The sequence below is a fragment of the Pseudomonas sp. efr-133-TYG-5 genome (assembly GCF_030209175.1).
In the GTDB taxonomy this organism is placed as follows: domain Bacteria; phylum Pseudomonadota; class Gammaproteobacteria; order Pseudomonadales; family Pseudomonadaceae; genus Aquipseudomonas.
The window spans coordinates 459,280-483,409 of record NZ_JARVSM010000004.1 but is presented as its reverse complement, the minus strand read 5'-3'; the positions used below and the strand labels follow the sequence as shown (position 1 = coordinate 483,409).

24 protein-coding genes are annotated in these 24,130 nt (G+C 62.4%); 8 read left to right on the top strand and 16 right to left on the bottom strand.

Features of this window, described 5'->3' with window-relative positions; all coding sequences use genetic code 11:
- Positions 1 to 22: 22 nt before the first annotated feature.
- Positions 23 to 502, bottom strand: coding sequence for an RNA pyrophosphohydrolase (locus tag QRN70_RS17030; RefSeq protein ID WP_003229203.1), 480 nt, complete (start codon positions 500 to 502; stop codon positions 23 to 25).
- 143 nt (positions 503 to 645) lie between these two features.
- On the opposite strand from QRN70_RS17030, the gene QRN70_RS17025 reads away from it, so the two are divergent.
- On the top strand, positions 646 to 1,302 hold the full coding sequence (locus tag QRN70_RS17025) for a histidinol-phosphatase (protein ID WP_285419117.1): 657 nt from the start codon (positions 646 to 648) through the stop codon (positions 1,300 to 1,302).
- 120 nt (positions 1,303 to 1,422) lie between these two features.
- Here the strand turns inward: QRN70_RS17025 and QRN70_RS17020 are convergent, their stop codons facing one another.
- The gene (locus QRN70_RS17020) at positions 1,423 to 1,848 is read right to left on the bottom strand and encodes a DUF2269 family protein (protein WP_285419116.1); all 426 of its coding nucleotides are present in this window, start codon (positions 1,846 to 1,848) and stop codon (positions 1,423 to 1,425) included.
- 39 nt (positions 1,849 to 1,887) lie between these two features.
- The gene (ilvA, locus tag QRN70_RS17015; protein ID WP_285419115.1) at positions 1,888 to 3,402 is read right to left on the bottom strand and encodes a threonine ammonia-lyase, biosynthetic; all 1,515 of its coding nucleotides are present in this window, start codon (positions 3,400 to 3,402) and stop codon (positions 1,888 to 1,890) included.
- Positions 3,403 to 3,649: 247 nt separating this feature from the next.
- On the opposite strand from ilvA, the gene rpiA reads away from it, so the two are divergent.
- Positions 3,650 to 4,324, top strand: a complete 675-nt coding sequence (gene rpiA, locus QRN70_RS17010) for a ribose-5-phosphate isomerase RpiA (protein ID WP_085580965.1) — start codon at positions 3,650 to 3,652, stop codon at positions 4,322 to 4,324.
- A gap of 146 nt (positions 4,325 to 4,470) precedes the next feature.
- On the opposite strand, the gene QRN70_RS17005 is transcribed toward rpiA, so the two are convergent.
- The 4 genes from QRN70_RS17005 to QRN70_RS16990 all read right to left on the bottom strand — a co-directional run bounded on the left by QRN70_RS17005 (position 4,471) and on the right by QRN70_RS16990 (position 8,809).
- A complete protein-coding gene (locus QRN70_RS17005; protein ID WP_285419114.1) occupies positions 4,471 to 5,388 on the bottom strand; it encodes an SdiA-regulated domain-containing protein in 918 nt (305 codons plus the stop codon).
- Positions 5,389 to 5,506: 118 nt separating this feature from the next.
- Positions 5,507 to 6,430 carry an SdiA-regulated domain-containing protein gene (locus QRN70_RS17000; RefSeq protein ID WP_285419113.1) on the bottom strand — a complete coding sequence of 308 codons (924 nt, stop codon included), beginning with the start codon at positions 6,428 to 6,430 and terminating at the stop codon, positions 5,507 to 5,509.
- 277 nt (positions 6,431 to 6,707) lie between these two features.
- Complete coding sequence (locus QRN70_RS16995; protein WP_285419112.1) at positions 6,708 to 7,373, bottom strand: fumarylacetoacetate hydrolase family protein; 666 nt, start codon at positions 7,371 to 7,373, stop codon at positions 6,708 to 6,710.
- Between the two features lie 41 nt (positions 7,374 to 7,414).
- Positions 7,415 to 8,809, bottom strand: a complete 1,395-nt coding sequence (locus tag QRN70_RS16990; RefSeq protein WP_285419111.1) for a D-2-hydroxyglutarate dehydrogenase — start codon at positions 8,807 to 8,809, stop codon at positions 7,415 to 7,417.
- Between the two features lie 206 nt (positions 8,810 to 9,015).
- Here QRN70_RS16990 and serA point away from each other — a divergent pair, with 206 nt between their 5' ends.
- Positions 9,016 to 10,245 (top strand): phosphoglycerate dehydrogenase, encoded by a 1,230-nt coding sequence (gene serA, locus QRN70_RS16985; RefSeq protein ID WP_285419110.1) that lies wholly within the window; start codon positions 9,016 to 9,018, stop codon positions 10,243 to 10,245.
- 96 nt (positions 10,246 to 10,341) lie between these two features.
- On the opposite strand, the gene QRN70_RS16980 is transcribed toward serA, so the two are convergent.
- On the bottom strand, positions 10,342 to 10,767 hold the full coding sequence (locus tag QRN70_RS16980) for a DUF4399 domain-containing protein (protein ID WP_285419109.1): 426 nt from the start codon (positions 10,765 to 10,767) through the stop codon (positions 10,342 to 10,344).
- A 135-nt stretch (positions 10,768 to 10,902) separates the two neighbouring features.
- Here QRN70_RS16980 and QRN70_RS16975 point away from each other — a divergent pair, with 135 nt between their 5' ends.
- Positions 10,903 to 11,472: a transporter substrate-binding domain-containing protein gene (locus QRN70_RS16975; RefSeq protein WP_285419108.1), complete on the top strand. Its 570-nt coding sequence runs from the start codon at positions 10,903 to 10,905 to the stop codon at positions 11,470 to 11,472.
- 121 nt (positions 11,473 to 11,593) lie between these two features.
- Here QRN70_RS16975 and QRN70_RS16970 read toward each other — a convergent pair whose 3' ends face one another.
- Both QRN70_RS16970 and QRN70_RS16965 read right to left on the bottom strand, forming a co-directional pair.
- The gene (locus QRN70_RS16970) at positions 11,594 to 12,079 is read right to left on the bottom strand and encodes a 2-thiouracil desulfurase family protein (protein WP_285419107.1); all 486 of its coding nucleotides are present in this window, start codon (positions 12,077 to 12,079) and stop codon (positions 11,594 to 11,596) included.
- A 1-nt stretch (position 12,080) separates the two neighbouring features.
- Complete coding sequence (locus tag QRN70_RS16965; RefSeq protein WP_285419106.1) at positions 12,081 to 12,713, bottom strand: 2OG-Fe(II) oxygenase; 633 nt, start codon at positions 12,711 to 12,713, stop codon at positions 12,081 to 12,083.
- Between the two features lie 108 nt (positions 12,714 to 12,821).
- On the opposite strand from QRN70_RS16965, the gene QRN70_RS16960 reads away from it, so the two are divergent.
- Complete coding sequence (locus QRN70_RS16960) at positions 12,822 to 13,574, top strand: DUF2059 domain-containing protein (RefSeq protein ID WP_285419105.1); 753 nt, start codon at positions 12,822 to 12,824, stop codon at positions 13,572 to 13,574.
- Positions 13,575 to 13,674: 100 nt separating this feature from the next.
- Here the strand turns inward: QRN70_RS16960 and bipL are convergent, their stop codons facing one another.
- Positions 13,675 to 14,622 carry a phospholipase BipL gene (gene bipL / locus QRN70_RS16955; protein WP_285419104.1) on the bottom strand — a complete coding sequence of 316 codons (948 nt, stop codon included), beginning with the start codon at positions 14,620 to 14,622 and terminating at the stop codon, positions 13,675 to 13,677.
- A 98-nt stretch (positions 14,623 to 14,720) separates the two neighbouring features.
- Here bipL and QRN70_RS16950 point away from each other — a divergent pair, with 98 nt between their 5' ends.
- Positions 14,721 to 15,299, top strand: a complete 579-nt coding sequence (locus QRN70_RS16950) for a DUF6436 domain-containing protein (RefSeq protein WP_285419103.1) — start codon at positions 14,721 to 14,723, stop codon at positions 15,297 to 15,299.
- Positions 15,300 to 15,401: 102 nt separating this feature from the next.
- The gene (locus QRN70_RS16945) at positions 15,402 to 17,813 is read left to right on the top strand and encodes a penicillin acylase family protein (RefSeq protein WP_285419102.1); all 2,412 of its coding nucleotides are present in this window, start codon (positions 15,402 to 15,404) and stop codon (positions 17,811 to 17,813) included.
- 153 nt (positions 17,814 to 17,966) lie between these two features.
- On the opposite strand, the gene QRN70_RS16940 is transcribed toward QRN70_RS16945, so the two are convergent.
- Entirely contained in the window at positions 17,967 to 18,932 is a 966-nt protein-coding gene (locus QRN70_RS16940) for a GlxA family transcriptional regulator (RefSeq protein ID WP_285419101.1), read from the bottom strand.
- A gap of 190 nt (positions 18,933 to 19,122) precedes the next feature.
- On the opposite strand from QRN70_RS16940, the gene QRN70_RS16935 reads away from it, so the two are divergent.
- Complete coding sequence (locus QRN70_RS16935; protein ID WP_285419100.1) at positions 19,123 to 19,764, top strand: HD domain-containing protein; 642 nt, start codon at positions 19,123 to 19,125, stop codon at positions 19,762 to 19,764.
- Positions 19,765 to 19,839: 75 nt separating this feature from the next.
- Here the strand turns inward: QRN70_RS16935 and QRN70_RS16930 are convergent, their stop codons facing one another.
- The 4 genes from QRN70_RS16930 to QRN70_RS16915 all read right to left on the bottom strand — a co-directional run bounded on the left by QRN70_RS16930 (position 19,840) and on the right by QRN70_RS16915 (position 23,952).
- A complete protein-coding gene (locus QRN70_RS16930; RefSeq protein ID WP_285419099.1) occupies positions 19,840 to 20,730 on the bottom strand; it encodes an ABC transporter permease subunit in 891 nt (296 codons plus the stop codon).
- The gene (locus tag QRN70_RS16925; RefSeq protein WP_285419368.1) at positions 20,727 to 21,608 is read right to left on the bottom strand and encodes an ABC transporter permease subunit; all 882 of its coding nucleotides are present in this window, start codon (positions 21,606 to 21,608) and stop codon (positions 20,727 to 20,729) included. Before QRN70_RS16925 ends, QRN70_RS16930 begins: the two co-directional genes overlap by 4 nt.
- Before the next feature lie 35 nt (positions 21,609 to 21,643).
- Positions 21,644 to 22,786, bottom strand: coding sequence for an ABC transporter ATP-binding protein (locus QRN70_RS16920; RefSeq protein WP_095137597.1), 1,143 nt, complete (start codon positions 22,784 to 22,786; stop codon positions 21,644 to 21,646).
- A 68-nt stretch (positions 22,787 to 22,854) separates the two neighbouring features.
- Complete coding sequence (locus QRN70_RS16915) at positions 22,855 to 23,952, bottom strand: polyamine ABC transporter substrate-binding protein (RefSeq protein ID WP_285419098.1); 1,098 nt, start codon at positions 23,950 to 23,952, stop codon at positions 22,855 to 22,857.
- Between the last annotated feature and the right edge of the window lie 178 nt (positions 23,953 to 24,130).

Genomic DNA, 24,130 nt, shown 5'->3' with positions numbered 1-24,130 from the left:
GGCTCGGGGTCGAACTCCGTCGTCAGTCGCGCGCTAAAAGGCGCGGGGCAAGCTCTTTGAGAGCGCGGCGATACACCTCGCGCTTGAATGTCACCACCTGGCCCAACGGATACCAATAGCTGACCCAGCGCCAGCCATCGAACTCCGGTTTACCGGTCAAATCCATCCGCACCCGCTGCTCGTTGGAGATCAGGCGCAGGAGAAACCACTTCTGCTTCTGGCCGATGCACAGCGGTTGGCTGTGGGTACGCACCAGACGTTGCGGCAAACGATAGCGCAACCAGCCCCGGGTACAGGCGAGAATTTCAACATCTTCGCGTTCCAGGCCAACTTCTTCGTTCAGCTCGCGGTACAAGGCGTCCTCCGGCGTTTCCTCGGGGTTGATCCCCCCTTGCGGAAACTGCCAGGCATCTTGATTGATACGGCGAGCCCATAGCACCTGGCCGGCGTCATTCGTCAGAATGATCCCGACATTGGGGCGGAAACCATCGGGGTCGATCACGGCAACAACCTCGCAAACGCATGTCGCCGCATTGTTCCACAAAGCTTGATAAGGCGGCAACGAAGCTTCCTACCTTATGTGCACTCTTGTGAAAAGACCGTATTCTTGTCGCCTTTTTACTGACTTTTCAGCGGGTAACTGCAATGCGCCTGGCTCTATTCGATTTGGACAACACCCTTCTGGGCGGCGACAGCGATCACGCCTGGGGCGACTATCTGTGCGCGCGCGGCTTCCTCGACCCGGTCGCCTACAAGGCGCGCAACGACGCGTTCTACCAGGATTACCTGGCCGGTAAACTGGATAACGCCGCGTACCTGAACTTCTGCCTGGAAATCCTCGGCCGCACCGAGATGGCCGTGCTCGAGCAGTGGCATCACGATTACATGCGCGACTGCATCGAACCGATCCTCCTGCCCAAAGCCATGGACCTGCTGCAAAAGCATCGCGACGCCGGCGACAAACTGGTGATCATCACTGCCACCAACCGCTTCGTCACCGCACCGATTGCCGCGCGCCTGGGCGTCGACACCCTGATCGCCACCGAGTGCGAGATGGTCGACGGCCGCTACACCGGGCGCAGCACCGACGTGCCGTGCTTTCGCGAGGGCAAGGTGACGCGCCTGAACCGGTGGCTGGCAGAAACCGGTTACTCGCTGGATGACAGCTATTTCTACAGCGACTCGATGAACGATTTGCCGTTGCTGGAGCAGGTGACGAACCCGGTGGCGGTCGATCCTGATCCCAATCTGCTGAGCGAAGCCAAGAAGCGCGGCTGGCCCGTCATCAGTCTGCGCGGCTGATACAGCTATCGCTGGCAAGCCAGCTCCCACAGGTTTTCCGGGTGATCACACCATTTGTGTTCGCTGCAGATCCTGTGGGAGCTGGCCTTGCCAGCGATTGAAGCGACGCGGTCTCAAGCCTTAAACAGGTTTGGCGCCCATCAACCCGGCAATGGCGATAAAGCAGACAACGCTGAACAACGCCAAGGCCAGGCTGAACCGCCCCACCCCGCCCGGCGCCTTGCGCAACCGGTTCAACCGCACCAGCAGCCAGCACCACGCCAGCGCCGCCACGGTGTAGAGCACGCTCGACGCGAGCAGCCAGGTCTGCCCCAGCGGCCAGCCGACCAGGTGCACCATGCCCCAGCCGGTAAACGGCATGCTCAGCAGCGCCAGCCCCATCAGCAGCCAGACAAACACCCGCGGCCGTTGCAGGGTGCGGCTGCCTGCGCTCGCATCACCTCGGCGCCGGGCGAGAAACACCCACACGCCCAGGCCCAGCGCACCGAGCAGCAGGACCGCCGTCGCCACCAGGTGCGCCGCCTTCAGGGCAGTTAACGTTTCCATGGTTCGATTTCCTTATGGCCTGCCCATCAGCGTAGCCGCTCAGCCCAGAAACAGCTTGTAGGCCGGATTGTCGCTTTCGTCCCAGTACGGGTAGCCGATTGCCTCCAGCGCCGCCGGCACCAGATGCCGCTCCTCGTGAGGCACTTGCAGGCCCGCGACGACCCGACCATCCGCCGCCCCATGGTTGCGGTAATGGAACATGGAGATGTTCCAGCGCCCGCCCAGCTTGTTGAGGAAGTTGAACAGCGCGCCCGGTCGCTCCGGGAACTCGAAGCGCAGCACCACTTCGTCGACCACCTGCGCCGCGCGCCCGCCGACCATGTGACGGATGTGCAGCTTGGCCAGTTCGTTGTCGGTCAGGTCGACGACCGGGAAACCCTGTTCGGTCAGGCTCGCCAGCAGCGCGCTGCGCGGGTCGGTGTCCGGGTGCGTCTGCACGCCGACAAAGATGTGCGCCTCGCTGCCGGTGTTGTAGCGGTAATTGAATTCGGTGATCTGGCGCTTGCCGATCGCTTCGCAGAACGCCTTGAAGCTGCCGGCCTGTTCGGGAATGGTCACTGCGATGATCGCTTCGCGGCCCTCGCCCAGCTCGGCGCGTTCGGCGACGTGGCGCAGACGGTCGAAGTTGACGTTGGCCCCGGAGTCGATGGCCACGAAGGTCTGGCCGCTGACGCCGCGCTGCTCGACGTACTTCTTGATCCCGGCCACGCCGAGGGCGCCGGCAGGTTCGGTGATCGAGCGGGTATCGTCGTAGATATCCTTGATTGCCGCACAGATCTCGTCGGTACTGGCGGTGATCACTTCATCGACGTAATCCTTGCAGATGTCGAAGGTGTGCTGGCCGATCTGCGCCACGGCCACGCCGTCGGCGAAGATGCCCACGGTCGGCAGCACCACCCGCTCGCCAGCGGCCATCGCCGCCTGCAGGCAGTTCGAGTCGTCCGGTTCGACGCCGATGACCTTGATGTCCGGACGCAGGTATTTGACGTAGGCGGCGATGCCGGCGATCAAGCCGCCGCCACCGACCGGAACGAAGATCGCATCCAGCGGCTGCGGATGCTGGCGGAGAATTTCCATTGCCACGGTGCCCTGCCCGGCAATGGTGTGCGGATCGTCGTAAGGGTGGATGTAGACGTAGCCTTTTTCGTCGACCAGCTTCAGCGAGTAGGCCAGCGCTTCGGGGAACGAATCGCCGTGCAGTACCACTTTGCCGCCGCGCGAGCGCACGCCTTCGACCTTGATCTCCGGGGTGGTCTTGGGCATCACGATGGTGGCTTTCACGCCCAGTACTTTCGCCGCCAGGGCCAGGCCCTGCGCATGGTTGCCCGCCGACGCGGTGACCACGCCGCGGGCGCGTTCTTCGTCGCTCAACTGGGTCAGCTTGTTGTAGGCGCCGCGAATCTTGAACGAGAACACCGGCTGCAAGTCTTCGCGCTTGAGCCAGATATCGTTGCCCAGCCGCTCGGAGAGCTGGCGAGCGTTCTGCAGCGGGGTTTCTACGGCAACGTCATAAACGCGCGAGGTGAGGATCTTCTTGACGTACTGTTCGAGCATCGGAAAGCATCACTGAGCGGGTTGGGCAGGGCCAAGGAGTCTAACCCGGCTTTTGTCCCAGCGACCACACCAAACAGGGGGTTTGCGGCGCTGCGCAACACATCGCGGCCCACCGGGCTCATACGATTGCTCCAGAAGCGGCGGCAAGCGGCGATCTTTTCACCTGCCAATCGGGCAATGACCTTCCCCGCCCCCGGGCCTATAATGCCGGCCTTTCGTTCCCCCTCTTCGGCACCTCGGAGCCCGCATGACCCAGGATCAACTCAAACAGGCAGTGGCGCAGGCCGCCGTCGACTTCATCCTGCCGAAACTCGACGACAAGAGCATCGTCGGCGTCGGCACTGGCTCCACCGCCAACTGCTTCATCGATGCCCTGGCCCTGCACAAGGGTGCATTCGACGGTGCGGTCGCCAGTTCCGAAGCCACCGCTGCGCGCCTCAAGGGCCATGGCATCCCGGTCTACGAGCTGAACACCGTGAGCAACCTGGAGTTCTACGTCGACGGCGCCGATGAAAGCGACGCGCACCTGAACCTGATCAAGGGCGGCGGCGCTGCCCTGACCCGCGAGAAGATCGTCGCGGCCGTGGCCCAGACCTTCATCTGCATCGCCGACGCGAGCAAACTGGTGCCCGTGCTGGGCGCGTTCCCGCTGCCGGTGGAAGTGATCCCGATGGCCCGCAGCCACGTCGCCCGTCAGCTGGTGAAGCTGGGCGGCGATCCGGTCTACCGCGAAGGCGTGCTGACCGACAACGGCAACATCATCCTCGACGTGCACAACCTGCAGATCACCAACCCGGTGGAACTGGAAGCGCAGATCAACGCCATCGTCGGCGTGGTCACCAACGGCCTGTTCGCCGCGCGTCCGGCGGATCTGTTGCTGCTGGGCACCAGCGAAGGCGTGAAGACCCTCAAAGCTGAATAATCCAGGCTGCCCACTTTTTTATGGGCAGATGAAAAAACCTGTGGGAGCGAGCTTGCTCGCGAAGGCGTCGTGTCAGGCAATGAATAGGCTGACTGATCTGACACATTCGCGAGCAGGCTCGCTCCCACAGTGTTTCGCGGTGTTTGTTAGTTCCGCGCAGGTTTCCTGAAGACGTAGAACAGGTTCGGCTCACTCACCAGATACAACGCCCCGTCGTCGTCCATCGCAATGCCTTCGGCCTGCGGTACGGTTTTCTGCAAGCCTTGCCGGCCCTTGCTCAGCGACATGGTGCTCAGCGGGCGCCCGTCCACATCCAGTTCCAGAATCAGCCCTGACTCATCCGACAGCGCCAGCAGATGGCCGCTGCGCTCGTCGTATTGCAGGCTCGACAGATCGCGCACGAACATCCCGGCATCGCGCTTGGGGTTGTTGATCACGTGCACGGCGTAGGACTTTTCCGGATTGAAATGGGGAAAGCCGTGCACCTCGTAAATCAGCATCGGATCACGTTCCTTGGCCACGAACAGACGCTTGCCCTGCGAATCGTAGGCCAGGCCCTCGAAGCCCTTGTTGCCGCTCATGTGCACGCCAAGGGTCATCTGCTCGGCATCCGCGGCATCGAGGAACGTGGTGTCTTTCTCCAGATGGATCTTGATCAGGCGCTGCTGACGCTCGTCGGTGATCACGTAGGTATCGGCGCTGATGAACTCCACCGCCTCCGGGTCGCCGAAGCCGATCAGGGCGATCCGACGCAGGATCCTGCCGTCCAGCGACAACTCGATCAGCTCGGCATTCTTGTTGGTCACGGTGAACAGGCTTTTGCGCACCGGATCGAACGTCAGGGCGGATACATCGTCGTCCAGTCCGTCGATGACCCGCGCCTCGATTTCCACCCGGTATTGATCCAGGCCGATCGCCTCGCTGCTCAATGGCTGCCACAGCGTGTGCAGGTTGAACCAGGCGCGCTCGAACAGGCGCAGGTATTGGCCGATCGCGATCAGGGCGATCAGAGCAATCACCGACAACAGGATGAACAACGGCTTAGGGCGGGCAAATCGACGCATTCAGGCAGGCTCGGAATCAAAACAGGCGGATGAAATATCACGCCGGTCTGAATTGAAGCTTAATGGCCAGTTGCCCCAGGCCACAAGACACCCCTGCGGCCGCCCCTGTGCAGAGGCATTACTTCTGTTTTTCGAAGCGGTAGAACAGGTTCGGCTCGCTGACCATGTACAGGTTGCCGGCATCGTCCATGGTCACGCCTTCGGCGCGCGGGATGGTTTTCTTCAGGCCGTTGAAGCCGCCGAGCAGCGTCATGAAGCTGACTTGCTCGCCCTTCTCGTCCAGCTCCAGCAGCAGATGCGAATCGGCGGACAGCACCAGGGTATGACCGGTGCGCGGGTCGATCGCCAGGGCCGAGAGGTTGCGGATATCCAGCTCGTCGCTGTGCAGCTTGTGCTTGTCGCCGGTCAGGGTCTGGCTGCCGTCGCTTTTCCAGGTGAACAACGCCGGTGGCCGCTCCTCGCCAAGCAGCAGTTGCTGATTGCGCGGGTCCCAGGTAATGGCTTCAAAGGCCTTGTTCTGGTCTTTCGAAGGGCCGAGATCGTATTTCGGGAAGTTGTCGCGGTGCAATTCGCGGGTATCGGCGTCGACCTTGACGATCGACAGCAAGTGCTCGCGCTCGTCGACGATCGCCAGCAGACCATTGCCCAGCACGGTCACGCCTTCGGGATTGCTCCAGCCCACCAGTGGCATCTTGCGCAGCACATCGCCCTGCAGGGTCAGTTCGACCAGGAACGGGTTCTTGCCCATCACCGAAAACAGCGTTTTGGTCTGCGCGTCGTAGGACAGGTCCGAAGCCTCGTCCTTTTCCATGTCCGGCAGCAGCTTGGCGTCGATCACCACGCGATAGTCCGGCAGCCATACGCTCTGCTTCTGTTCGGCGCTGCTTTCGAAGCGCTCGAGCACCCAGAGCACACCACGGTCATCCCAGTGCATGGCATACGCCAGCGCGTAGGCAGCGGCGACCACCAGCAACAGCCAGGAATACCAGCGCAGGGCGAAGCGTGAACGGCGAGCAGGTTTGGGCTGAGTTTGAGCTGACATCAAAGGACGCGTTCCGAAAATTCAGGCTACGGGTAATAGCACAAAGAGGCCGGCTCAGACGCCAGAATGATCGGAATTATCCGGACAAAATGTGAAAAAAACGGCAAATGGCCGGAATGCCTTATGTGTTTGCGAGCTGCAACACAAAAACAAATGTGGGAGCGAGTTTGCTCCGGGTGGCGATCCAACGAATGCGTAAGATCAGTCGACATCGTCGTTAACCAATCTAGCGCATTCGCGAGCAGGCTCGCTCCCACAGTTTCTTTCAGCGTCGCAGTCAGCGCACGCTGCTGGTGAAGCGACTGGCGCCCGGCAGTTCCAGCACGATCTCATCGCCAACGTTCAGCGGCCCGACACCCACTGGCGTACCGGTGAGAATCACGTCACCGGCCTGCAGCGAGAAGCAGCCGGCCATGTGCTGGATCATCGGCACGATCGGGTTGAGCATCGCACTGCTGTTGCCGTCCTGGCGCACTTCGCCGTTGATGGTCAGGCGGATGCCGATGTCGGTCAGGTCGGCAAAGGTGCTGCCGACGACGAACGGCGCGATCACTGCCGCGCCATCGAAGGACTTGGCGATTTCCCACGGCAGGCCCTTGGCCTTGAGCTCGGCCTGCTTGTCACGCAGGGTCAGGTCCAGCGCCGGGGCGAAACCGGAGATCGCGTCCAGCACTTCCTCACGGCTCGGTTTGGTCGAGAGCGGCTTGCCGATCAACACGGCGATTTCCGCCTCGTAATGCACCGAGCCACGCTCGGTCGGAATGCTGAAACCGCCTTCCAGCGGCACCACGCAACTGCCCGGCTTGATGAACAGCAGCGGCTCCGTAGGCACCGGATTGTCCAGTTCCTTGGCGTGTTCGGCGTAATTACGCCCGATGCACACCACTTTTCCCAACGGGAAGTGAATCCGCGTGCCGTCGACATACTGGTGCTGATAGCTCATTTACCGACTCCTGCCTTCATTGATTCATCATCGATTGCCGATCAAACCGCAAAGATCTTGCCCGGGTTCATGATGCCGTTGGGGTCGAACACTGCCTTGACCGCTTTCATGTATTCGATTTCCACCGGCGAACGGCTGTAGGTCAAGTAATCGCGCTTGGTCATGCCCACGCCGTGTTCGGCGGAAATCGAACCGTTGTACTTCTCGACGGTTTCGAACACCCACTTGTTGACGGTGGCGCACTTGGCGAAAAACTCGTCCTTGCTCAGGTTGTCCGGCTTGAGGATGTTCAGGTGCAGGTTGCCGTCGCCGATGTGGCCAAACCAGACGATTTCGAAGTCCGGATAGTATTCGCCGACGATCGCGTCGATTTCCTGCAGGAACGCCGGCACTTTCGATACGGTGACCGAAATGTCGTTCTTGTACGGGGTCCAGTGCGAGATGGTTTCGGAGATGTACTCGCGCAGCTTCCACAGGTTGTGCAACTGGGTTTCGCTCTGGCTCATCACACCATCGAGCACCCAGCCCTGCTCCACGCAGTGCTCGAAGGTTTCCAGGGCGCTGTTGGCCACTTCTTCGCTGGTCGCTTCGAATTCCAGCAGGGCATAGAACGGGCAGTCGGTGTCGAACGGTGCCGGCACGTCGCCACGGCCCATGACCTTGGCCAGGGCCTTGTCGGAGAAGAATTCGAACGCCGTCAGGTCGAGTTTGCCCTGGAAGGCGTGCAGCACCGGCATGATCGAATCGAAGTCGGCGGTGCCGAGCACCATCGCGGTGAGGTTCTTTGGCGCACGGTCGAGGCGCATGGTCGCTTCGACGACGAAGCCGAGTGTGCCTTCGGCGCCGATGAACAGCTGGCGCAGGTCGTAGCCGGTGGCGTTCTTGATCAGATCCTTGTTCAGCTCCAGCACATCGCCCTTGCCGGTGACGACCTTCATGCCCGCCACCCAGTTACGGGTCATGCCGTAGCGAATGACCTTGATCCCGCCGGCATTGGTGCCGATGTTGCCGCCAATCTGGCTGGAGCCGGCGGAAGCGAAATCCACCGGGTAATACAGGCCGTTTTCTTCGGCGACGTTTTGCAAATGCTCGGTCACCACACCTGGCTGGCACACGGCGGTGCGGTCGGTGAGGTTCACATCGAGAATCTGGTTCATGTAGTCGAACGACACCACCACCTCGCCATTGGCCGCCACTGCGGCGGCGGACAGGCCGGTGCGCCCGCCCGATGGCACCAGCGCCACCTTGTGCACGTTGGCCCAGCGCACGATGGCCTGCACCTGCTCGATCGACTTGGGGAACACGATGGCGCTTGGCGCCGGGGCGAAGTGCTTGGTCCAATCCTTGCCGTACGCATTCAGGGAGTCGGCGTCGGTCAGGACCTTGCCAGGCTCGACCAGGGTCTTCAGTTCATCAATCAGGGCAGGATTGGTCATCGACAGAACTCTCGAACAATTCATGGTCATCCTGAAGACGCTTCACGTCGCAGGAATGAGTGTTTAGCGGGGTGGCTATGCTAGCATACCGACCCCGCAGGCCAGTGCCCAACGGCGGTTCTGCGGTGACGGCTTTCCTGCCGTGCGGGTCAGCTCCGGGCTGCTCCCTTTCCTGCCATTTTTCTCCGGGATACAGGTTTACGCAGATGAGCAAGACTTCTCTCGATAAGAGCAAGATCAAGTTCCTTCTTCTCGAAGGCGTCCACCAATCGGCTGTCGACGTCCTCAAGGCGGCGGGCTACACCAGCATCGAGTACCTGACAGGCTCCCTGCCGGAAGCCCAGCTCAAGGAAAAGATCGCTGACGCTCACTTCATCGGCATTCGTTCGCGCACCCAACTGACCGAAGAGATCTTCGATCACGCGAAGAAACTGGTGGCGGTCGGCTGTTTCTGCATCGGCACCAACCAGGTTGACCTGGAAGCGGCCCGCGAGCGCGGCATCGCCGTGTTCAACGCACCGTACTCCAACACCCGTTCCGTCGCGGAGCTGGTGCTGGCCGAAGCGATCCTGCTGCTGCGCGGCATCCCGGAGAAAAACGCTTCCTGCCACCGTGGCGGCTGGATCAAGTCCGCAGCCAACTCCTTCGAGATCCGCGGCAAGAAGCTGGGCATCGTCGGCTACGGCTCGATCGGCACGCAGCTGTCGGTGCTGGCTGAAGGCCTGGGCATGCAGGTGTACTTCTACGACACCGTGACCAAGCTGCCACTGGGCAACGCGACCCAGGTCGGCAACCTGCACGAACTGCTGGGCATGTCCGATATCGTCACCCTGCACGTACCGGAAACCGCAGCCACCCAGTGGATGATCGGCGAGAAGGAAATCCGCGCCATCAAGAAGGGCGGCATCCTGATCAACGCCGCGCGCGGCACCGTGGTCGAGCTGGACGCCCTGGCGGACGCGATCAAGGACAAGCACCTGATCGGCGCGGCCATCGACGTGTTCCCGGTGGAGCCACGCTCCAACGACGAAGAGTTCGAAAGCCCTCTGCGCGGCCTGGACAACGTGATCCTGACCCCGCACATCGGCGGTTCCACCGCTGAAGCGCAGGCCAACATCGGTCTGGAAGTAGCGGAAAAACTGGTCAAGTACAGCGACAACGGTACGTCGGTATCGTCGGTGAACTTCCCGGAAGTGGCCCTGCCGGCTCACCCTGGCAAGCACCGCCTGCTGCACATCCACGAGAACATCCCGGGCGTGATGAGCGAGATCAACAAGGTCTTCGCCGAAAACGGCATCAACATCTCCGGTCAGTTCCTGCAGACCAACGAGAAAGTCGGCTACGTGGTCATCGACGTCGACGCCGAATACTCGGAGCTGGCGCAAGAGAAGCTGCAACACGTCAACGGCACCATCCGCAGCCGAGTGCTCTTCTAAGAGTAGCTATGAGCTACAAGCGGCAAGTTGCTTGAAGCTCGTAGCTTGCAGCTCGCCACTGATAAAAAAAGGGAGCCCCGAAAGGGCTCCCTTTTTTTATTTGACGTTGACGGTGATCTTCTTCGAGACGATCGGCGGATCGAACGGCATGTGGCCGCTGTCGCCCAGTTCCAGCTGCAGGGTGTGCTTGCCCGGGGCCAGTTTGATCTCGGCCTGGGTCTGCGCCTTGCCGAAGTGCATGTGATTGGCGTCGTTCGGAATCGGTGCGCCGGCGGCAGGCAACTGGTCGACGTCGATCAGCAGGTGATGGTGGCCGGTGTTCTTGGTGACATCGCCGGCCGGGGCCAACGCGACATCCTTGGTGCCGAACTTGACGGTGAAGGTCTGCGCAACCGTCGCCCCGTCCTCGGGAGAAACGATGAACACTTCAGCGCCCTTGGGTGCCGGGGTGGCTGCACTGGCCAGCACTGAAACACCCATCAACAGGCCAGCCAAGGCTGCTCGTGACATAAACGTTTTCATTCTCTTCTCCAGTTTTTCCGTAAAATCCGCGCGGTCATGACAACTTCATGACCATTCGTTGTCGAAGGCACTCGACAACCATAGCAAAGCGAGCCTGACTCAGAGCATCGCGATAATGATTTCAAAGGAGTGACCATGCGTTTTCTGCCTGGCCTGATCTGCCTGCTACCCCTTCTGAGCCCGCTGGCTCACGCCGAACTGATTGATGACGTCAACGACCGTGGCGAATTGCGTATTGCCCTTGAGGCTAATACACCGCCCTTCAATTTCAAGGACGGCGACACGCTCACGGGGTTCGAGGTCGAGCTTGGGCAACTGCTGGCCAACGAACTGGATGTGCGCGCCGATTTCATCGTCACCGACGAAACAGACATGCTCCAGGGCGTTGAAAGCGGCAAGTACGACGTTGCGCTCAACCACATAGCACTGACCCCGGAACTCCAGGATCGTTTCGACTTCAGCGAGTCTTACGGCAAGGTCGATTCGCAACTGCTGGCGAAGAAGGATGAGCAGCCACGGCCGATGGTGCTGGTGCAGGCGTTGACCGAGGAGAAACCGAAAGCAGCGCCGCCGGTAGAGCTGGCGATTCCGTTTCAGAAGGGTAATCCGGCGTTCCAGGCCAGCCTCGAGAGTGCGATGCAGCGGATCAAGGCCGATGGTCGGCTGGCGGCGTTGTCGCAAAAGTGGTTGACCGAACCCAAATGAACCCATGACCCGGCGGGAGGGTGCTCGCTCCCGAAGGCGTCGTGTCAGTCAATACACATGCTGGATGAACCGCCGCTTTCGCGAGCAAGCCCGCTCCCACTATGGGTCTTGTGGGTGGCTTTCAGTCGAGTTGGGTCAGAGCCATTGCAGCTTCAGGCAGCTCCAGTTCGCTGAAAACTTGAACACCATGACGTCTGAGCAGCGCCGCCGTAACGCCTTCTCCCGAAACCTTCACGCCACTGAACGTCCCGTCATAGGTCAGCAGATTCCCGCAGGAAGGACTGTTGGCCTTGAGCACCGCCAGGCGGATGCTGTGCTTTTGCACCAGCGCCAGCGCCTGCCGCGCGCCGTCGAGAAACTGCGCGCTGACATCTTCACCCTCGGTGGTGATCACCGAGGCGAGCCCGTCCAGCACTGCGGCGCCCTGCCCGCCCGGGATTTCCGCGGCGGCCCGTGGGGTCGGCAGGCCCCCGGCGACCTCAGGACACAGCGGCACCACGCGCCCTTCGGCGATCCACCGTTCGAGCACAGCGAACGGCCCGCTGGCCCCGCCGTCGTAACGCACGCGGTGGCCCAACAGGCAGCGGCTGACCAGAATCTTCTGCATCTCAGAAAGGCTCGTTGCCACGGCGGCGGAACCAGCCAGTCAACGACAGGCGTTCGCGGTTCGCCGGCAGCACTTCATGTGGCACTTCACCGGAGAGAAACACCACCAGACAGCCGCCGGTCGGCTGCACGTCGTAGGCGCGGTCGTCGTCGAGGTACATGCGCAACTGGCCGCCATCCTCCGGCAGCCAGGCATCGTTGAGGTAGATCACCGCCGACACCATGCGCCGGTCGTCATCGCGGAAGCGGTCGACGTGCTTGCGGTAGAACGCGCCCGGCGGGTACAGGGCGAAATGGCATTCGAAGTCTTCCAGGCCGAGAAACAGCCCGCGGTTGAGTGCCTCGCGCAGGCTGTCCATCAGGCCCAGGTAGCGGTCGCTCGACTCGGCTTCGCCCGGCTCGATCCACTGGATGTGGTCGCCGCGAATCCCCTCGCGAATCTCCGAAAACGGCCCGCGCCCGACCGCCGCCGGCGCCAGTTCGCCCTCGGCGGCACGTTTACGGCACTCGGCCGCCAGCGCGCGGGTCAGATCCGCAGGCAGGAAAATGTTCTGCTGCGACCAGCCACGCTCGGCCAGGTCGTCGACGATACGTAACAGCAGCGGGTGTTCAGAGGATATTTGCATGGCGCGCATAGTATGCCTGCGGCAAGAAATCCGACAGAGCCATGCAGCGGCTTGCCACGAATTCTCGACAAGTCCCGGCACCGCACGGAGAATAGTCCGCTGCTGACAGGAGTCCCTATGCGCCGTTTGCTTTTTTCACTGTTGATGCTCTGTGTTTTGCCCGCCTGGGCGGACGGCCACGATCAGCTGTACAAGGTTGCCGGCTGGCCAGATCAACGTGCGCATTTCAATGACGCCCTGAGCGCCGCCCAGCAGCGCTACCAGAACAGCCTGCCGCCGGCGGTGTTCCAGGCGCTGGTGAACAACAGCAACCAGCGCTTTGCCCCGCAGGCGATGGATCAACGCGCCGAAGCGCAACTGCGCCAGAACCTCAACGACCCGAAACCGGCGCTGGCGTTCTTCCAGTCGCCCCTGGGCAGGAAAATCGTCGCCGCCGAGTTGCTGGCCACCCGCCGCGATCAACTGGCGAAGAATGCCAAGGGCCTGCCGAAGATGCCGGCCAGCGACAGCCGCCTGCTGATCATCGGCCACCTCGCCCAGGCGCTGCCCGCGCGCGAGGCCGGCGCCGAAGTCAGCCTGGCGATTGCCGGCGTGGCGGCGGACAGCCTCAGTTCGATGATTCCCGGCCTGCTCGGCGGCGGCCAGGCGCAAGGCATGCTCAACGGTCAGCGCCAGCGCCTGATGGAGCAGATCGGCGCCGATCTGAACAACACGCTGCTCTATGTCTACCGCGATCTCTCGGACGAAGAGCTGGAAGAGTTCGCCACCTTCGCCGAGTCCACCGAAGGCAAGGCTTATTACCAGGCAGCGCTGGCGGCGATTCGCGCGGGGCTGGCGGTGGGACAAAGCTCTTCGAACCTTGGCCAGTAATGTCTATCGCCTGAACGGCCGCCTTCGCGAGCAGGCTCGCTCCTACAGGTGATCGCAGTTCGTGGGAGCGAGCCTGCTCGCGAAGAAGCCGCCACGAACGCTAGAGATTCCGCCCCCTGATGCGCTTGCTCAAGAACTCGAAATACTCCTCGCGCATCTCCAGCGTCTCATTCGCCAGATGATGCCGCGCCTCCGGCAGCAACAGGATCTGCGGCCGGTCGAACTTCCACTTCAACACCTGCAGATTGTGCTGCCAGTCGACCGTCATGTCCGCCTGCCCCTGAATAATCAGCGGCCGTCGCGGACTTTTTTTCGCGTGCTCGACGCGAATGATCCAGCGCGACAACGCCCCCACCCACGCCGTCGGCAAGCGCAGCGGCTGCAGCGGATCGGCCTGCAGGAATGGCAGGAAATCCGGGTCATTGGAGTTCTCGCTGAAACGCCGGGCGATGCCTTTGACGAAGGGTCTGAGCAAGTAATAGCTCAGTTGCGACCAGCCCCAGGCGCGCGGCCGCACCAGCGGTGCCATCAGGATCAACTGGCCTTGCGCCGGACTCTGCTCGCCATGGTTGAGCACATGATCGACCACGATGGCACCACCGGTGCTTTGCCCGCACAGGTGCCACGGCTGCGGCAGGGCGATCGAGCGCGCTTCGGCGAACAGCGCCTGCAAGGTGTCCTGGTACTCGGCAAAATCGCGAATGCTCGCCCGCGCCCCGCTCGACAGGCCATGCCCCGGCAGGTCGCAGGCGATTACCGCGAAGCCCTGGTCCAGGGCCCACTCGATCACATGCCGATAGAGGCCGGTGTGATCGTAGAAACCATGCAGCAGAAACAACGTGGCCTTGACCTTCTCCGGCCACCAGCAATGGCTGACCAGTTCATAGCCATCGACGTCGAAGCGGCCCATGCCACGCCACATGTCACGCCCGGGAAAATCGGTCTGGTAGAAGCGCTGATAGGCCTTCGCCTCCTCCGACAGCGGCTGCCACTCGGCCAGAGGCTTGAGACTGGCGCGCAGATGATCGGGGTCGAAAGTGGCAGGCATGAGGCAATTCCAGAGCGGTAAACAGACTTTATCGGCCTGCGATATTCATCTGTAGAGACAAGCATGGCAAGCTAACCGCCCTCCGAGGATCGAAAACCATGCGTTCGCCCTACCGCACCGCACTGTTTGCCAGCCTGCTCGCGCTCGTGTGCGCCGGGGTGCTGTGGGCGGCGTACGACTGGTTTCAGGGGCGCTATCTGCGGGCGTTCAGCGAACACACCGCGGTGTTTTCCGGCGATCCGCTGCACTTGCCGGATGAGCTGGCCGGTCCCGGCAATATCCGCCTGGTGCACTTCTGGGATCCGGCCTGCCCATGCAATGTCGGCAATCAACAGCACCTGAGCGAAATGGTCGAACAGTTCGGCCCGCGCGGCGTGGAATTCTTTGCCGTGCAGAAGGCCGGCAGCCACGGCCAGTTGCCCGCCACCCTCGGCAGCCTGAAAACCCTCAGCGTATTGCCCGGCTCCGAACAGATCCCCGCCAGCCCCGCCGTGGCGATCTGGGACCGCAGCGGCCGCCTGGCCTACTTCGGCCCGTACAGCGAAGGGCTCACCTGCAACTCCAACAACAGTTTCATCGAACCGATCCTCAACGCCTTGACGGATGATCGTCCGGTCAACGCCACGCACACGCTGGCGGTCGGTTGCTATTGCCCGTGGCCGGTGGAGGCGCCGTAAGGCATTCCGGACATTTCAAGGACGGCGATGCGCGGCACGCCAGGTCTGTGCTAATTGTGACAGCCCGCATGGGCGGCCACCCCGCATGTACAAGGAGTCTCCATGAAACGCGTCTGCACCGTTCTTGCCTTGCTTGTCGTTGCCCTGCTCGCCGCCGGCGGCTGGTATGTGTACAGCAAGCAGCCGACGCGTCAGGGCCAGGTGGAGCTGCGCAACCTGCAGGGTTCGGTGACGGTGCGCTATGACGAGCGCGGCGTGCCGCACATCCGCGCCGAAAATGAAACCGACCTGTACCGCGCCCTCGGCTACGTGCACGCCCAGGACCGGCTGTTCCAGATGGAAGCCATGCGCCGCCTGGCGCGCGGCGAGCTGGCCGAAGTGCTCGGGCCGAAACTGCTCGACACCGACAAACTGTTCCGCAGCCTGCGCATCCGCGAGCGCGCCGCCACGTACGTCGCCAGTCTCGACAGGCAGTCACCGGCGTGGAAGGCCCTGCAAGCCTATCTGGACGGCATCAACCAGTATCAGGACAGCCACGCCGCACCGATCGAGTTCGACGTGCTGGGCATCCCCAAGCGGCCGTTCACCGCCGAGGACAGCATCAGCGTCGCCGGTTACATGGCCTACAGCTTCGCCGCCGCGTTTCGCACCGAGCCGCTGCTGACCTACGTGCGCGATCAACTCGGCGCCGATTACCTGAATGTCTTCGACCTCGACTGGCAGCCCCAGGGCGTGCTCGCCAAGGGGCACGGCAAACCGGCGCCCGCCCTCGCCGCCCGTGACTGGCAGGATCTGACCGCCCTCGCCCGCCTCAGCGAGCAGGCGCTGATCGACAACGGCCTGCCGCAGTTCGAAGGCAGCAACGCCTGGGTCATCGCCGGCAGCCGCAGCCAGAGTGGCAAGCCGCTGCTGGCCGGTGACCCGCACATTCGTTTCTCGGTGCCGGCGGTGTGGTACGAGGCGCAGCTGTCGGCGCCGGGCTTCGAGCTGTACGGCCATCATCAGGCGCTGGTGCCGTTCGCGTTCCTCGGGCACAACCTGGACTTCGGCTGGAGCCTGACCATGTTCCAGAACGATGACCTCGACCTGATCGCCGAGAAGGTCAACCCGGACAACCCGAACCAGGTCTGGTATCACGGCCAGTGGACCGACCTGGTGACCAGCGAGCAGCAGATCGCCGTGAAAGGCCAGGCACCGGTGACGCTGACCCTGCGCCAGTCGCCCCACGGCCCGATCGTCAACGACGCCCTCGGCAGCGCCGCCGGCAAGACCCCGATTGCCATGTGGTGGGCGTTCCTCGAAACGCCCAACCCGATCCTCGACGGCTTCTATCAGCTCAACCGCGCCGACACCCTGGCCAAGGCCCGCGCGGCCGCGGCCAAGGTGCAGGCCCCCGGGCTGAACATCGTCTATGCCAATGCCAAGGGCGATATCGCCTGGTGGGCCTCGGCCCTGCTGCCCAAGCGTCCGGCGGGGGTCAGGCCGGGCTTCATTCTCGACGGCAGCGGTACGCAGGCGGACAAGGACGGCTACTACCCGTTCAGCGCCAACCCGCAGGAAGAGAACCCGGCGCGGGGTTATATCGTCTCGGCCAACTTCCAGCCCGTGTCGCCGACCGGCATGGAGATTCCCGGCTACTACAACCTCGCCGACCGCGGCCAGCAGCTCAATCGTCAGCTGGCCGAGAAGAATGTGAAGTGGAGCAACGAAGCCAACCAGGCGCTGCAACTGGGCACGACCACGGCGTATGGCCCGCGCCTGCTGGCGCCATTGCTGCCGGTGTTGCGCGAGGTGGTCAGCGACCCGGCGCAACTGAAGCTGCTCGAGCAGATGGCGCAGTGGCCGGGGGATTACCCGCTGGATTCGGTCAGCGCGACCGTGTTCAACCAGTTCCTCTTCGATCTGGCGGATGCGGCGATGCGCGATGAGCTGGGCAATGATTTCTTCGAGACGCTGTTGTCGACGCGGGTGATCGATGCCGCGCTGCCAAGGCTGGCGGCGGACGCGCAGTCACCGTGGTGGGACAACCGCAACACGCCGGCCAAGGAAACCCGCGCCGACACCGTGCGCGCGGCGTGGCAGGCCAGCATCCAGCATCTGAAGCTGACCCTCGGCGACGATGTCTCCGCGTGGCAGTGGGGCAAGGCCCACACCCTGACCCACGGCCATCCGCTGGGCCAGCAGAAGCCGCTGGACCGCCTCTTCAACGTCGGCCCGTTTGCCGCACCCGGCTCCCATGAGGTGCCCAACAACCTCTCGGCGAAAATCGGCCCGGCGCCGTGGCCCGTCACGTACGGCCCCTCCACCCGGCGACTGGTGGACTTCGCCGACCCGGCCCACAGCCTGACGATCAACCCGGTCGGCCAGAGCGGCGTGCCATTCGACAGCCACTACGACGATCAGGCCGAAGCGTATGTGGACGGCCTGTATGTGCAGGCGCATTTCAGCGAGGAAGAGGTGACGGCCAACACCCGCAGCACCTTGAAGCTGTTGCCGGCAAGGGCTGCACAATAGATTTGTGCTGGCTGGGCTGGCCCCATGGCTGGCCAGTCGAATCGTCGCACCGCAGCTCCCACAGGTTTTTGTCTCGCTCACAAATCATGAGACCAGCAGAGAACCTGTGGGAGCTGGCTTGCCAGCGAAAGGGCCCTTAAGGACAGCAAGGGCTCAGAGCATCAAGGCAAAATTCAGCCGGAACTGCTGCGGCGTCACCCCCAACCGACGGTTGAACACGCTGCGCATATGCTGGGCATCACGAAAACCGCACTGATAGGCCACGGTCTTCAACGGCGCCGTGGTCCTTTCCAGCATCACCCGCGCCGCATCCACCCGCGCCCGCTCGACGAACTCGGCCGGGGTGACTTTGGCCTCACGGGCAAATACCCGGGAAAAATTCCGCGCGCTCATGTTGGCGGCATTCGCCAGGTCGGCAATGCTCAGGTCGCCGGTGAGATTGGCCAGCACATACAGCTGCACCCTCGCCACCGCCGACGTCGGTTCGGCGTGGGGCGTGAGGAACGGACTGAATTGCGACTGCCCGCCCGAACGCTGGGTGAATACCACCAGGCGCTTGGCCACGCTCAGCGCCACGTCGGCGCCGTGATCGCGAGCCAGCAGGTACAGCGACAGATCGATCCCCGCCGTCACCCCCGCCGAGGTGTAGAGCGTGCCGTCCTCGACATACAGGCGATCGGCCTCGACCTGCGTCGACGGGCATAACTGCGCCAGCGCCTCGGCGTCGTTCCAGTGGGTGGTGACGGTGCGCCCGTCGAGCAACCCTGCCCTGGCCAACATGAACGCACCATTGCAGATCGACCCGAAGCGTCGCGCCCGCGCACACGCCTCGCGCAGCCAGGCGCCGAACACGCTGCCGAAATCGAGGAACGGCAACTGCGGCCCACCGGCCACCAGCAGCAAGTCATAGGCCTCCAGCGCTGCGCTGAAGTGTCGGTGAGCGCTGAGGTGCAAGCCGTTGGAGCAGGCCATCGGCCCCTGCTCGACCCCGATCACTTCCAGCCGATAGTGCGCCTCGGGTGGCAGGAAGCGATTGGCCTCGGCGAACACATCCATCGGCCCGCTGACGTCCAGTGCCTGCACACCGGGGAACACCACGATGGCGACGGTTCTGTTCATGGCAATCTCGGCTCCAGGGGAATGGCGGATCAGCGCCAACCCTAGCCAATCCTCGCCGCAGAAGCGAGCTGGCACGATTTGCAGGTGCAATGGCAAGGATCGCAGCCATGGATCGATTGTCCGGTTTTGCCCCCGGGAACAGACTTTCCCCATCAGCGCCGCGACGGCGTTTTCGACGAGGAAGCACAACATGACCACGACCATCGCCGGTATACAGATCCCCGACAGCGCCCTCGCCCGGGCCACCACCGAGTACATCCGCGACATCGAATCCGACCTGCTCTACCACCACTCGCGGCGGGTGTTTCTGTTCGGTGCCTTGAGCGGCGAGCGCCAGCAACTGGCCTACGATCCGGAGCTGCTGTACGTCGGCGCGATGTTCCATGACCTCGGCCTGGTCGAAGGGCATCGCAGCGATGACGAGCGTTTCGAAGTCGACGGCGCCAACGCAGCAGCGGCGTTTCTCAAGCCGTACGGCTTGAGTGACGACGACATCGAACAGGTCTGGCTGTCGATCGCCCTGCACACCACACCGGGGGTGCCGAAGCATCTGCGGCCGACCGTGGCGCTGGTGACCGCAGGTGTCGAGATGGACGTGCTGGGCATGGACTACGCGGCGTTCAGCAGCGTGCAGCGCGAGGCGGTGGTGCATGCGCATCCACGCGGAGATGGCTTCAAGGAATGCATCATCTGCGCGTTTGCCGACGGCTTGCGCCATCGTCCGCAGACGACGTTTGGCAATGTGAAGACTGATGTACTGAAGGATCAGGAGCCGGGGTTCAAGCCGATGAACTTCGTCGAGGTCATCCGCAAGTCTCCCTGGTCGGCCTGAAACCAACTGTGGGAGCAGGCTCGCTCCCACAGTTTGGATTGGGGTTGATCACAGAGTTGTGATCAACCCACTGGCTTAAGCCGCTTCCGGCGCCGGTGCGCGACGCACGTCCGGTTGCTTCCACGAGTCGGCAGCGCTTTCTTCGATGGCTTGCTGGATGGCTTTCTTGCGCGCTTCTTCGGCACGGCGGCTGAAGAACCAGACCATGAAGGTCACCAGCGACACCGCCAGCAGAATCAGGCTGGCCACCGCGTTGATCTCCGGCTTCACGCCCAGGCGCACCGCCGAGAATACTTCCATCGGCAGGGTCGTCGAACCCGGCCCGGAAACGAAGCTGGCCAGCACCAGGTCATCCAGCGACAGGGCGAACGACATCATGCCGCCCGCCGCCAGCGATGGCGCGATCATCGGGATGGTGATCAGGAAGAACACCTTCCACGGCCGCGCACCCAGGTCCATGGCCGCCTCTTCGATCGACAGGTCCAGCTCACGCAGACGCGCCGACACCACCACCGCCACGTAGGCCGCACAGAACGTCGTGTGGGCGATCCAGATGGTGACAATGCCACGCTCCTGCGGCCAGCCGATCATCTGCGCCATGGCCACGAACAGCAGCAACAGCGACAGACCGGTGATCACTTCCGGCATCACCAGCGGTGCCGTCACCAGGCCGCCGAACAGCGTACGGCCCTTGAAGCGGGTGATCCGCGTCAGCACGAACGCCGCCAGCGTGCCCAGCGCCACCGCCGCGATGGCGGTGTAGCAGGCGATTTCCAGCGAGCGCACCACCGAGCCCATCAGTTGCGTGTTGTCGAGCAGGCCGACATACCACTTGATCGACCAGCCGCCCCATACCGTCACCAGTTTCGAGGCGTTGAACGAGTAGATCACCAGGATCAGCATCGGCAGGTAGATGAACAACAGGCCGAGCACCAGCATCAGGCTGGAGAAACGGAAGCGCTTCATTCTTTACCCTCCATTTCCTTGGCCTGACTGCGGTTGAACAGAATGATCGGCACAATCAGGATCGCCAGCATCACCACTGCCAGGGCGGACGCCACCGGCCAGTCGCGGTTGTTGAAGAACTCCTGCCAGAGCACTTTACCGATCATCAGGGTCTCCGGACCGCCGAGCAGCTCCGGAATCACGAACTCGCCCACCACCGGGATGAACACCAGCATGCAGCCGGCGATGATGCCGTTCTTCGACAGCGGCACGGTGATTTTCCAGAAGCTGTTGAAGGTGCTCGAGCCCAGGTCGGACGCGGCTTCCAGCAGGCTGGTATCGTGCTTCACCAGGTTGGCGTACAACGGCAGGATCATGAACGGCAGGTACGAATAGACCACGCCGATATACACCGCCAGGTTGGTGTTGAGGATCTGCAGCGGCTCGTCGATCAGGCCCATGCTCATCAGGAAACCGTTGAGCAGGCCGTTGTTGCTGAGAATGCCCATCCACGCATACACGCGGATCAGGATCGCGGTCCAGGTCGGCATCATGATCAGCAGCACCAGCACCGTCTGCAGCTCTTTACGGGCGCTGGCAATGGCGTAGGCCATCGGGTAGCCGATCAGCAGGCAGAGGATCGTGCTGAAGAACGCCATCTTCAGCGAGCCGAGGTACGCGGCGATGTACAACTCGTCGTCGCCGAGCATCGCGTAGTTGCCCAGGTTCAGCAGCAGCTGCAGCTTCTGCTCGGCGTAGGTGTAGATCTCGGTGTACGGCGGGATGGCCACGTCCGCTTCGGCGAAGCTGATCTTCAGGACGATGAAGAACGGCAGCATGAAGAACAGGAACAGCCAGATGAACGGAACCCCGATGACCAGTTGGCGGCCACCGGGAATTATTCGATTGAGGCGGCGTTTGAATTTGCGCATGTTCATGAGCGAAGCACCACGCCGCTGTCGTCTTCCCACCACACGTAGACCTGATCGCCCCAGGTCGGGCGGGCGCCACGGCGTTCGGCGTTGGCGACGAACGACTGCACCAGTTTGCCGCTCGGCAATTCGACGTAGAACACCGAGTGCCCGCCGAGGTAGGCGATGTCATGCACCTTGCCGCTCGACCAGTTGTATTCGCAGGTCGGCTGGTCGGCGGTGACCAGCAGCTTCTCCGGACGGATCGCGTAGGTCACGGACTTGTCCTGCACCGAGGTGCTGATGCCGTGGCCGACGTAGATCTGCCGGTCGAGGTCCTTGCAGGTGATGGTCGCGTGGCCTTCGGCGTCGTCGATCACTTCGCCTTCGAAGATGTTCACGTTACCGATGAATTCGCAGACCAGGCGACTGGTCGGGGTTTCGTAGATGTCGATCGGACTGCCGATCTGGGCGATCCAGCCCAGGTGCATGATCGCGATGCGCTCGGCCATGGTCATGGCCTCTTCCTGGTCGTGGGTCACCATCACGCAGGTCACGCCGACGCGCTCGATGATCTCCACCAGCTCCAGCTGCATCTGCGAACGCAGTTTCTTGTCGAGGGCACCCATCGGTTCGTCGAGCAGCAGCAGCTTCGGCCGCTTGGCCAGCGAACGCGCCAGGGCCACACGCTGGCGCTGACCGCCAGACAGTTGATGCGGCTTGCGCTTGGCGTACTGGCTCATCTGCACCAGCTTGAGCATCTCGGCCACGCGCGCATCGATCTCGGCGTTGGGGATCTTGTCCTGCTTGAGGCCGAAGGCGATGTTCTGCGCCACGGTCATGTGCGGGAACAAGGCGTACGACTGGAACATCATGTTGATCGGACGCTCGTACGGCGGCATGTCGGTGATGTCGACGCCGTCGAGGAAAATGCGCCCCTCCGTGGGCCGTTCGAACCCTGCCAGCATCCGCAGCAGCGTGGATTTGCCCGATCCCGAACCGCCGAGCAGGGCGAAGATCTCGCCTTTCTTGATTTCCAGGGACACATCGTCCACGGCAATCGTCTCGTCGAACTTCTTCGTGACCCGGTCGATTTTGACCAGCACCTGCTTAGGTGTCTGGTCGCCCTCGAGGGCTTTCTTATAGGCGCCGGAGGCAACTGCCATTTACGAAACTCCCAGAAAATAAAGAGTGCAGTTCGCCCGATGCGGACGAACCCAGGATACTGTGTGCCTTACTTGCCCGACTTGACCTTGGTCCAGCTGCGGGTCATCAAACGCTGAATGTTCGGTGGCAACTCGACCGACACGTAGGTCTTGTCGAGGACGGCCTGCGGTGGGTAAACCGCTGCATCGGTGCGAATGGACTGCTCCATCAGCTTGTCCGAACCCGGGTTGGGGTTGGCGTAACCGACGTAATCACTGACCTGGGCGATCACCTCAGGTTTCAGCAAATAGTTGATGAAGGCGTGGGCTTCCTTGACGTTGGACGAGTCCTTCGGAATCGCCAGCATGTCGAACCACAGCGCGCCGCCCTCTTTCGGGATCGAGTAGGCGATGTTCACGCCTTTCTTGGCTTCCTCGGCACGGTGCTTGGCCTGGAAGATGTCGCCGGAGAAACCGATGGCCACGCAGATGTCGCCGTTGGCCAGGTCGCCGATGTATTTCGAGGAATGGAAGTAGGTCACGTAGGGACGCACGGCTAGCAATTTGTCCGTGGCCTTGGCGTAATCCTTGGGATCGGTGCTGTTGGCGTTCAGGCCCATGTAGTTGAGCACGGTCGGCATCATTTCATCGGCCGAATCGAGGAACGCCACGCCGCAGCTGTGCAGCTTCTTGATGTTTTCCGGTTCGAACAGCACGCTCCAGGAATCGATCTTGTCGATGCCCAGCACAGCCTTGACCTTGTCGACGTTGTAGCCGATGCCGTTGGTGCCCCACAGGTATGGCACGGCGTAGAGGTTGCCAGGATCGTTCTGCTCCAGGCGCTTGAGCAGCACCGGGTCAAGGTTGGAATAATTGCTCAGCTGCGCCTTGTCGAGCTTCTGGAAGGCGCCGGCCTTGATCTGCTTGCCGAGGAAGTGGTTCGACGGCACCACCACGTCGTAGCCGGTACGCCCGGCCAGCAGCTTGCCTTCCAGGGTTTCGTTGGAGTCGAACACGTCATACACCGGCTTGATCCCGGTGGCCTTCTGGAAGTCGGCCAGGGTGGTCTCGCCGATGTAATCGGACCAGTTATAAATATGCACAGTACCGGCGGCTTGGGCACCGACAGCGAACGTCAGGCCGGCAGCGACCAGCAGGGCATTGCGCAAAGAAGAAAAAATAGGCAAGTGGAGGTCCTCTAAATTAGTTGGGCCCAAGTTGCCCCGCGCTGCATGACAGCCATGGCTGTCCGGCAACCAAACCGGCGCGCAACTTACCCTCGAAAAACCGTTCCTGCAAAACTTCCTGTCATTTAATTGATCCGCTGGCCGCCCTCGCGGGGAATGACGGCCAGCGGTTGTCGCG